Here is a 10124-nt window from a genome sequence, read left to right as displayed (position 1 = left end):
GATTCCTCTTTTTCATTTGTTACTTGCTTTTGTTAAGCCAATTTTTCCGTTTTTATTGTTCTGTTCAAGCCATGCTTTTAGTAAATAAATAATCATTAAAAATAAAGCTGTGTAGAATCCCGAACCAATGAAATCTCCATTGATGATATATTCGATCAAAATACCTAGTAAACTAGCAACAATAAAAATGATTATCAGATTGAGATACGGGTGGCGTTTTTTGAATTTATTATATGCAATTGACATTTTAGACCTCAATCCAGTTCTTCTGTTTTAGCTTTTGTTGTTATGACTTTTCTTCCAGTATCATAACCTTTTTGATAATAAAAACCAACCCAACCATTGCCATTTTTAACCCATGGTTTAGCTACTGGTGTGGAAGTATTAGCTAAAATAATTCAGTGATCTAGAAAAAGAAATGGACAAATAAAATCTGGCTCGAATCATTAATAAAATCGTAGAAAACGCAAATTTAATTCAGTAGTAGTTTTTGACGGTCAGAGAGAGTGATCGAGGGAGCTTTCTTCAAACTTATTTAGGAAATAGTTTATCAAGTGTGACTAAGACACCATCCTCATCGTTTGAAGGACAGACGTAGCTAGCTGATTTTTTAATTTCATCAGGCGCGTTAGCCATCGCGTAACTAAGCCCACAATACTTTAACATTTCAAGATCATTTCCACCATCGCCAAAAGCGACACATTGCTCAGGCGTAATCCCCCAACGTTGTACCAATTTTTGCAAACCAGCCGCTTTATGACAACCCGGAATGATCAAATCAATTGAACCATGACCACTACTGGTAGGAACTAACATTCCCTGTAAGTTTTCACCAAATAATTCACAGTAATAGGTAGTTTTTTCTACGGGAACAGTGGGTGCAAATTTTAGAATACGATCATCAACTTGTGAAAAATCATCGACCCACTTTAATTTGTGGTAGTAAATATTTGTTAAGTTGAAAAAATCTTCGCTGACTTTTCCACGTTCACAATACGCACTGTTAAATCCACACATCACGTTCTTGATTTCGGGATACTCTTTACAGAAGGAGAGCACTCTCATGATTGCTTCTTCCTTAATATCTGCTGCAAAGAGAAGTTCTTCTTGATCCATTACTAAGGCGCCATTTTCTGCGACAAAACTCAACTCGTGAGCATCGTCAGGAAACAGTGAACGTAGTTGATGATACTGGTTGCCACTAGCAACAACAAATCGACAACCTACAGCAGCCATTCTAGCTAAAATATCTTTAAATCTTGGAATGTCATACGTATAGTCACTTCGTGCAAAAGTTCCGTCCATATCAACAGCAACTAGTTGGATATTATGAGGATTAGGGTTCATCATGGTCACTCCATTCTATTTTATAGCAAAAGAAAACGGTAACATTGTTACTTGGAACTATTGTATCATGTATATACAACTATCGGAAGCTTTTTTAAGTCAGTAGTAAAGAAATAGGGAGTTGATTATTTTTAATGTCTAGACTTTTAAGGAAAAATCCTTTGAAGTGAAAGGGGTTTCGTGTTATTCTAAGGTTGTAAGGATTGAATGAAGGAAGAGAGGAAGTAGACAATGGAACATCAAACATTAACTTCGTTTCCAAAAGATTTTTTATGGGGATCTGCCTCAGCTGCTTATCAAGTCGAAGGTGCTTGGCAAGAAGATGGCAAAGGAGAGTCTGTCTGGGATCAGTTCGTTCGGATACCAGGTAAAACATTTAAAGGTACCAATGGTGACTTAGCGGTGGATCATTATCACCGTTTTAAAGAAGATATTGCTTTAATGAAAGAACAAGGATTGAAAGCTTATCGTTTTTCAATTGCTTGGACTCGAATTTTTCCAACAGGACGTGGAGAAGTCAATCAAGCTGGATTGGCTTTTTATCAAGAGCTAGTGGATGAATTGATCAAAAACGATATTGAACCAATGGTTACTTTGTATCATTGGGATTTGCCACAAGCATTGCAAGATGAATATAAAGGCTGGGAATCACGTCAAATTATTGAGGATTTTACCAATTATGCCGAAACATTATTTGAAGCTTTTCGTGGAAAAGTTCATTATTGGATTAGTTTGAATGAACAAAATGTTTTCACTTCATTAGGCTACTTATTGGCTGTTCATCCGCCAGGTGTAACAGATCCTAAACGAATGTATGCAGTGAATCATATCGCAAATTTAGCAAATGCTTCTGTAATCAATAAATTCCATGAATTAAATATGCCAGGGAAGATTGGACCAAGTTTTGCATATACGCCGAATTATCCAATCAATAGTGATCCTAAAAATATTTTAGCTGCTGAAAATGCAGAAGATCTAATGGCAAACTACTGGATGGATGTCTATATGTGGGGCAAGTACCCAATTGCTGCAATGAAATTTTTAGAGGAACAAGGTTGGGCACCAACGATTGAAGAAGGAGACGAAGAACTATTACAATCAGCAAAACCTGATTTCTTAGGTATCAATTATTATCAGACAGCAACAAATGCGTTTAACCCGTTAGACGGTGTGGGCGCAGGTAAAATGAATACGAGTGGTAAAAAAGGTTCTTCTGAAGAAACAGGTGTGCCAGGAATGTACAAAAAAGTTGAGAATCCTTTTGTTGAACGAACAAACTGGGATTGGGAAATCGATCCGGAAGGGTTGAGAATTGCTCTTCGTCGAATCACTAGTCGTTACCGAACACCTATTTTGATTACTGAAAATGGATTAGGTGAATATGACCAGTTAACCGAAGACAAAAAAATCCATGATGAGTATCGAATTAATTATTTGGCTAACCATGTGAAAGCTATCAAAGAAGCAATCTCTGATGGCGCAACGGTTTTAGGTTACTGTACCTGGTCTTATACTGATTTATTAAGTTGGTTGAATGGCTACCAAAAACGTTATGGCTTTGTTTATGTGGATCAAGATGAAACACAAGAAGGTTCGCTTGAACGTTACAAAAAAGATAGCTACTATTGGTATCAATCAGTCATTAAAGAAAATGGCGAATCAATCGAATAAGAAAAAACGAAATCAAAAAGTTGAAACGATAGCTGCGTAGCTGTTGTTTCAACTTTTTTTAGTGAATGGAAATTTAAGTTCTGATAATCAAACAGTAACAGAATATCCTCTTGCCTCTTCACTATGATCAAATTTTTTTCATATTTTTATGAAAAAATGACGAAATGAAAAGAAAGAAACGAGTTCTTTGAAACAAAACTTTAGTTCCCTTCCTTTTTTTTGTATAATGGGGAATGAAATGAGGGATAAATAATGGCGCAGAAAAAACGTCCTGCAAAGAAAAAGAAAAAGACGAAAAAGCAAAAGCAACAACAAGAGCAACTTTTGACGATCTTTGTCGGTTTTGCATTGATTTTATTTGCTGTGTTTGGCTTTTTACGATTAGGGTTTCTAGGAACTTTAGTTGCCAACGGCTTTCGAATATTTGCGGGGAACACTTATCCAATTCTTTGTTTGTTATTAGCCATCACAGGATTCTGGATTATTATCAAGAATACGGAATTAAAGATTGGTAAACCTCGACGTTTGGTAGGGGGAATTTTCTTTTATTTAGGAATCTTACTTTTCTTCCACGCTCATTTATTTGGAAAACTCCATAGTGGAGAACCAAATATTCTTGGCACTACTTGGGATTTATTAGCAAGCGATATTAAGCAAAGTCAAGTCAGTCGTAATGTAGGTGGTGGGATGATCGGAGCTATTTTATATCATTTTACTTACTTTTTGATTGCGCAGCCAGGCAGTTATCTGGTTGCCGTTTTACTATTGATTGTCGGTGCATTTTTATTTAGCAATCTTGAAGGGTATCAATTATTGGAAGGCATCCAAACATTAGGGGAGAGACTACAAGGATTGTTGGAAGGCGATCCAGCAAAACAAGCAAAAAAACAAGCGGAAAAAGCAGAGAGAAAAGAACAACGAGCACAAGCGAGAGAAGCAAAACGTTTAGCCGCTCAAGAAGCAGCTGAAGCAGAGATAGCCGAAATGGAAAAAAGTCGGGAACATCAACAAACAAGATACGACGAACCGGATGAATTACCGGCGACAGAAACCAACGAAGCCAATTTTGTACCAATCAATAGCTTCCAAGAACAAATGCAGACGAAGCCGCCGATTGAACATACGCCAACACAAACAACGTTACCAATCGATGGACATGAAGGACTTGAACAAGAAGTGCCTGAAGATGATGGCTCTGTTCTAGAATTTGAAATTGCCGCTGAAGAAGAAAATCATGCGTATGAATTACCATCTATTGATTTGCTGGATTCGATTCCAGCAGTTGACCAAAGTGATGAATATAAGAAAATCGAAAAAAACATTGGTGTGCTGGAACAAACTTTCCAAAGTTTCGGTGTGGATGCCAAAGTGGTAAAAGCGAGTCTTGGTCCGTCCGTTACGAAATTCGAAGTACAGCCTGCTGTGGGTGTAAAGGTAAGTAAAATCGTTAACTTAACTGATGATATTGCCTTAGCCTTGGCAGCAAAAGATGTTCGGATGGAGGCACCAATTCCAGGTAAATCTTTGATTGGGATCGAGGTTCCTAATGGCAAAATCAGTATGGTTTCCTTTAGAGAAGTAATCGAAGCACAACCAAAACATCCAGATAAACTGTTGGAAGTACCATTAGGTCGTGATGTATCTGGTCGCGTACAGACAGCTGATTTAAGCAAAATGCCTCACTTACTTGTCGCAGGTTCTACTGGGAGCGGGAAGTCTGTTGCAATCAATGGTATTATCACAAGTATCTTGATGCAGGCAAAACCACATGAAGTCAAATTGATGATGATTGACCCCAAAATGGTTGAATTGAATATGTACAATGGGATTCCACATCTTTTAACACCCGTTGTGACAAATCCACGAAAAGCAGCGCAAGCTTTACAAAAAGTGGTTCAAGAAATGGAAGAACGTTACGAAAAGTTTGCCGCTACAGGGGTGAGAAATATTTCTGGGTACAACGAATTTATTCAACAAAAGAATGTAGAAGATGGCACGAAGCATCCGACATTGCCATTTATTGTTGTCATCGTTGACGAATTAGCAGACTTGATGATGGTTGCCAGTAATGAAGTGGAAGATGCAATCATTCGTTTGGCACAAATGGCTCGGGCTGCTGGGATTCATATGATTTTAGCAACACAAAGACCAAGTGTGGATGTTATCACGGGGATTATCAAAGCCAATGTTCCTTCGCGAATGGCCTTTGCAGTTTCTAGTGGAACTGATTCTCGTACGATCATTGATTCAAATGGGGCAGAAAAATTACTTGGACGTGGGGATATGCTCTTCTTACCGATGGGAGAAAACAAACCAATCCGCGTACAAGGAGCCTTTATTTCGGATCATGAAGTTGAGCGCGTTGTAAGCTTTGTAACATCTCAACAAGAAGCACGTTACGAAGAGAAAATGATGCCAACAGATGAAGTTGAGTCAACCGGTACTCCAGAACAACCGCAAGATGAATTATATGACGATGCCAAAGCTTTAGTTGTTGAGATGCAAACAGCAAGCATTTCTTTATTACAAAGAAGATTCAGAATTGGCTACAATCGTGCAGCGCGTCTAGTAGATGAACTAGAAACGCATGGGGTGGTAGGTCCGTCAGAAGGAAGTAAGCCAAGAAAAGTCTTTATTGAACAATTGGAAGAGCCTATGAATGATTTACCAGAAGGCCAGCCAGATGATCATCTATAATTAATAGAAACAAAAAGTCATATGTGCACAAAAAACCAGTCGACACAGCGAATACTCCTGTGTTGACTGGTTTTTTAGTTGAACTTCACTACGAATGAACAAGTGAAGGTTCTCGCAAACTTCCTTGCATTCCCTGATAGAATCAGTTATAGTATGTAGCGAAACTTTGAGAAAAAGAGGGAAATAATTTTGGAAAAAACGTCCATTTATGGCTTGACGAATGAAGAACTAACAAATTGGTTTATCAACAATGGTGAAAAGAAGTTCCGTGCTGCCCAAGTCTGGGAATGGCTTTATCAAAAACGGGTAACTGAGTTTTCAGAAATGACCAATTTATCAAAAAATTTGATTGCAAAACTAACAGAGAACTTTGTGATTAATCCATTAAAACAAATGGTTGTACAAGAAGCAGCTGACGGGACAGTCAAATATTTATTTGAATTACCAGATAAGAATATGATCGAAACAGTCTTGATGCGTCAGGAATACGGCTTGTCCGTTTGTGTTACGACTCAAGTTGGTTGCAATATTGGCTGTACCTTCTGTGCCAGTGGATTATTGAAAAAAAATCGTGATTTGACCGCAGGAGAAATTGTTGCTCAAATCATGATGGTTCAACATTATTTTGATGAACGTGAAGAAGGCGAACGAGTTTCTCACGTTGTTGTCATGGGGATTGGTGAACCATTCGATAACTATGATAACGTGATGGATTTCTTGCATATTATCAATGATGCAAAAGGTCTAGCAATCGGGGCACGTCACATCACTGTGTCAACGAGTGGTTTAGCAAATAAAATCAAAGAATTTGCTGATAATGGACTGCAAGTAAACTTAGCAATTTCCTTGCATGCACCAAATAATGAAGTTCGGACGTCAATTATGCGAATCAACCGAAGCTTTCCAATTGAAAAATTGATGGAAGCAGTTGATGAATATCTTGAGAAAACGAATCGTCGAATCACGTTTGAATACATTATGTTGAACAACGTGAATGATCGACCAGAACATGCACAGCAATTAGCTGATCTATTGCAAGATAAGAAAAAATTAGCGTATGTCAATTTGATTCCATATAATCCAGTAAGTGAACATGATCAATATTCACGCAGTCCTAAAGCGGATGTTTTGAAATTTTATGATGTCTTGAAGAAAAATGGCATCAACTGTGTCGTTCGTAAAGAACACGGGACAGATATTGATGCGGCTTGTGGACAATTACGTAGTAAGCAAATGAAGAAAGAAAAAAGATCGTAAGTAAGAAACGACATTTATTTTAGAAGACGTGACATGTTCACGTCTTCTTTTGTTTGATCTGAAATAAGCGATCATTTTTGAACCTTCAAGAAGAAATCTTTGGATTTTTCCATAATCATTGCTAAAATGAGCTGGAATGGGGGGAAACAAATGATTATTACTGAATTCGATCGTAAAAATCTCGATTTGCGAGATCAACTTGCAGATCTATTAAGATTAACTTGGCCAGAGGAATATGGGACCAATGCGACAAAAGAAGTTGACCAGTTGATGGAACCAGATCGCATTGCTGTTTCTGCCTTAGATGGAGATACGTTGATTGGTTTCGTTGGAGCGATTCCTCAATATGGATTCACAGGCTGGGAATTACATCCCTTAGTAGTAGAAAGTACTCGAAGAAGAAATCAAATTGGGACAAGGTTAGTGACCTATATAGAAAAAGAAGTGACCTCAAAAGGTGGGATCACAATGTATTTAGGGACAGATGATCTGGATCATGGAACAACATTAAGTTATGACAATTTATTTGAACATACTTTTGATAAAGCACAAGCTATTCAAAACTTGAAAAGTCACCCCTATGAGTTTTATGAGAAATTAGGTTATCAAATTGTTGGTGTGATCCCAGATGCAAATGGCTGGAATAGACCTGATATTTGGATGGCAAAAGGTCTTGTGCCGAGACCAACCACATAAAAAGAAGAAAAAATGAAAAAGAGTCGAGCAAGGAATTCCTTACTCGACTCTTTTTTTGAGTAAAAGCCGAACATTAAAGCATTTTTTGAATAAATCAACTCTTTTTTACGTATTATTTTATTGAAAATGAAAAATTGTTATTTTCTTTATAAATAAAGGGAATTTTCTGAAAAATATAACGAAAAATACTGATTAAAGAGATTATTTTTAGAAAAAAAAGAAAAAAGTAGTTGATTTTTTAATAATTATTCATTAAACTCTTAAACAACTTCAGAAATATTTAATTATTCTGAAAATTCCGATAAAAGGGGTACGAAAGATGAAAAAGAAAGTAACTTTTGGTTTTGTTGCGGTTTGTGGCCTTGTCCTTGCTGGCTGTTATGGTGGCAGTTCAGATACAGGGAGCAGTAATACAAAAAGCAGTGGTTCTGCTAGTGGAGGCGGCGTATTTAATTTAGTTGTACCTCAAGAGATGCCAACAGCTGATTTATCTGTTGCGACAGATACAATTAGTTTCACAGCGTTGAATAATGTATATGAAGGAATTTATCGTCTTGATAAAGATAGTAAACCACAGCCTGCAGGTGCAAGTGAGTTGGCAGATGTCAGCGAAGATGGTTTAACTTATAAAATCAAATTACGTGAAGATGCAAAATGGTCGAATGGTGAACCTGTAACGGCAGCAGATTATGTTTATGGTTGGCAACGTACGGTTGATCCAAAAACAGCATCTGAATATGCGTATCTATTTGAACCAGTTGCTAATGCGGCAGATATTACAGCTGGCAAAAAAGATAAATCAGAATTAGGCATCAAAGCAAATGGTGATCACGAATTAGAGATCACACTAACAAAACAAACACCTTATTTCCAATATTTATTAGCTTTCCCATCTTTCTTCCCACAAAGTCAAGCAGTTGTTGAAGAAAATGGTGATGCTTATGCTTCAGCAAGTGACAAAGCAGTTTACAATGGTCCATTTACATTAGAAGATTTTGACGGCCCTGGTACTGATACAGAGTGGACATACAAGAAAAATGATAACTATTGGGATAAAGATGAAGTGAAGCTATCAGAAGTCAAAGTAAGTGTAGTAAAAGAATCTTCTACTTCATTGAATCTCTTTAAAGATGGACAAGCAGATGATGTCATTTTATCAGGTGAGTTAGCACAACAAAATGCAAATGATCCAGCTTATACATCTGTGAAAGAAGCTCGTACAAGTTATCTCGAGTTTAATCAACGTGAAGAAGACTCTCCTTTCAATAATGCTGATTTGCGAAAAGCAATTTCGTATTCCATCAATCGCGATGCGTTAGTAAAACAAGTGATGGGGGATGGCTCAGTTGCATCAACTGGACTAATTCCAGCAGATATGACAAAAAATCCTGATACAAACGAAGACTTTGCAAAAGAAGCTGGCGATTTAGTTTCTTATGATAAAGACAAAGCAAAAGAACATTGGGAAAAAGCGAAGAAAGAACTAGGTATTGACTCACTTGAATTTGAACTGATGGCATCAGATGATGACTCAACGAAGAAAGTGATTGAATACATCCAAAATTCAATTCAAGAAAACTTAGATGGCGTGAAAGTCAAACCAGTTCCAGTACCATTCTCTGTTCGTTTGGATCGTTCATCATCAGGTGATTTCGATACAGTATTAGGTGGTTGGGGTGCTGATTACGCAGACCCAAGTAGTTTTACAGATCTATTCGTAACAGGAAACTCTTATAACCGCGGACAATGGAGCAATGAAGAATATGACAAAGTAGTGAAAGCATCTTCTTCAGCTGATGCCGGCGACGAAAAAGCGCGTTGGGACGATTTGCAAGAAGCAAACAAAATCATTGCTGATGATATGGGTGTTGCACCAGTTTACCAAAAGGCTGAAGGTCATTTAGTCAATGAAAAAGTCAAAGGTATCGTGCATCATGCAGCTGGGGCTTCATGGGATTACAAGTGGACATATATCGAAGAATAACCACTTCTATATAGGTAACAATTGAAGATGAGAAAAAACAGGGTAGGTCATTGATCCAACGACACACCCTGTTCTCATCAACAATTATAAAAGAGCGAAAAGCATGAAGAGAATGGAAAAAATAAGTAAAATCCCAGCAATAATCAGCCAAAAGCTGTACATACCATGGCTGGCAGATGAAAGCAGCGAGAACTCTGGTTTTTTCTTCCGGTTTCTTGTTCTAGCTAGATGAATCGATCGTTGAAAATGATCAAAGAAACCCGAGGAAAAAACCCATAAAAATCCGCCGATAATCAAAAACGGCAACGCGCATAAGAAAAAATCATTTGATAATTGCAGAAAAGTTAATTGATTGGTTAAGAAATTTTTGATTAAAATGAAGACCATCAACAAAATGGAAATGGCATAAGGAAGATACTTTTTGTTCATTTTTTTGCTCCTTTATCAGTTGGTTCATTACTTAATAATGTAG

The 10124-nt window shown here is 37.3% G+C and carries 8 protein-coding genes; 5 read left to right on the top strand and 3 right to left on the bottom strand.

What is annotated here, in order from left to right; all coding sequences use genetic code 11:
- Window positions 1–12 precede the first annotated feature (12 nt).
- Together DOK81_RS11210 and DOK81_RS11205 are read right to left on the bottom strand one after the other, a co-directional pair.
- Window positions 13–246, bottom strand: coding sequence for a hypothetical protein (locus DOK81_RS11210; protein WP_206910918.1), 234 nt, complete (start codon window positions 244–246; stop codon window positions 13–15).
- Window positions 247–531: 285 nt separating this feature from the next.
- Window positions 532–1347, bottom strand: coding sequence for a Cof-type HAD-IIB family hydrolase (locus DOK81_RS11205; RefSeq protein WP_206910917.1), 816 nt, complete (start codon window positions 1345–1347; stop codon window positions 532–534).
- A 231-nt stretch (window positions 1348–1578) separates the two neighbouring features.
- Here DOK81_RS11205 and DOK81_RS11200 point away from each other — a divergent pair, with 231 nt between their 5' ends.
- The 5 genes from DOK81_RS11200 to DOK81_RS11180 all read left to right on the top strand — a co-directional run bounded on the left by DOK81_RS11200 (window position 1579) and on the right by DOK81_RS11180 (window position 9652).
- On the top strand, window positions 1579–3018 hold the full coding sequence (locus DOK81_RS11200) for a glycoside hydrolase family 1 protein (protein WP_206910916.1): 1440 nt from the start codon (window positions 1579–1581) through the stop codon (window positions 3016–3018).
- Between the two features lie 252 nt (window positions 3019–3270).
- Window positions 3271–5715, top strand: a complete 2445-nt coding sequence (locus DOK81_RS11195; RefSeq protein WP_206910914.1) for a DNA translocase FtsK — start codon at window positions 3271–3273, stop codon at window positions 5713–5715.
- Between the two features lie 189 nt (window positions 5716–5904).
- Window positions 5905–6972 carry a 23S rRNA (adenine(2503)-C(2))-methyltransferase RlmN gene (rlmN, locus tag DOK81_RS11190; protein ID WP_206910913.1) on the top strand — a complete coding sequence of 356 codons (1068 nt, stop codon included), beginning with the start codon at window positions 5905–5907 and terminating at the stop codon, window positions 6970–6972.
- Between the two features lie 150 nt (window positions 6973–7122).
- Window positions 7123–7668, top strand: coding sequence for an aminoglycoside N-acetyltransferase AAC(6')-Ii (gene aac(6'), locus DOK81_RS11185; protein WP_206910912.1), 546 nt, complete (start codon window positions 7123–7125; stop codon window positions 7666–7668).
- Between the two features lie 319 nt (window positions 7669–7987).
- Window positions 7988–9652, top strand: a complete 1665-nt coding sequence (locus DOK81_RS11180) for a peptide ABC transporter substrate-binding protein (RefSeq protein WP_206910911.1) — start codon at window positions 7988–7990, stop codon at window positions 9650–9652.
- A gap of 84 nt (window positions 9653–9736) precedes the next feature.
- Here the strand turns inward: DOK81_RS11180 and DOK81_RS11175 are convergent, their stop codons facing one another.
- On the bottom strand, window positions 9737–10081 hold the full coding sequence (locus DOK81_RS11175) for a DUF3899 domain-containing protein (protein WP_206910910.1): 345 nt from the start codon (window positions 10079–10081) through the stop codon (window positions 9737–9739).
- Window positions 10082–10124 lie beyond the last annotated feature (43 nt).

Origin of the sequence: Enterococcus sp. DIV0660C, from assembly GCF_017316125.1 — a bacterium.
GTDB lineage: Bacteria > Bacillota > Bacilli > Lactobacillales > Enterococcaceae > Enterococcus_B.
The sequence above is the reverse complement of the archived record's forward strand: the minus strand, read 5'-3'. Positions and strand labels throughout refer to the sequence as shown.

Excerpts from the sequence above, each read along its gene's own strand:
- DOK81_RS11210 (WP_206910918.1), bottom strand. The coding sequence starts at position 246 with ATGTCAATTGCATATAATAAATTCAAAAAACGCCACCCGTATCTCAAT.
- DOK81_RS11205 (WP_206910917.1), bottom strand. The coding sequence starts at position 1,347 with ATGAACCCTAATCCTCATAATATCCAACTAGTTGCTGTTGATATGGAC.
- DOK81_RS11200 (WP_206910916.1), top strand. The coding sequence starts at position 1,579 with ATGGAACATCAAACATTAACTTCGTTTCCAAAAGATTTTTTATGGGGA.
- DOK81_RS11195 (WP_206910914.1), top strand. The coding sequence starts at position 3,271 with ATGGCGCAGAAAAAACGTCCTGCAAAGAAAAAGAAAAAGACGAAAAAG.
- DOK81_RS11180 (WP_206910911.1), top strand. The coding sequence starts at position 7,988 with ATGAAAAAGAAAGTAACTTTTGGTTTTGTTGCGGTTTGTGGCCTTGTC.
- DOK81_RS11175 (WP_206910910.1), bottom strand. The coding sequence starts at position 10,081 with ATGAACAAAAAGTATCTTCCTTATGCCATTTCCATTTTGTTGATGGTC.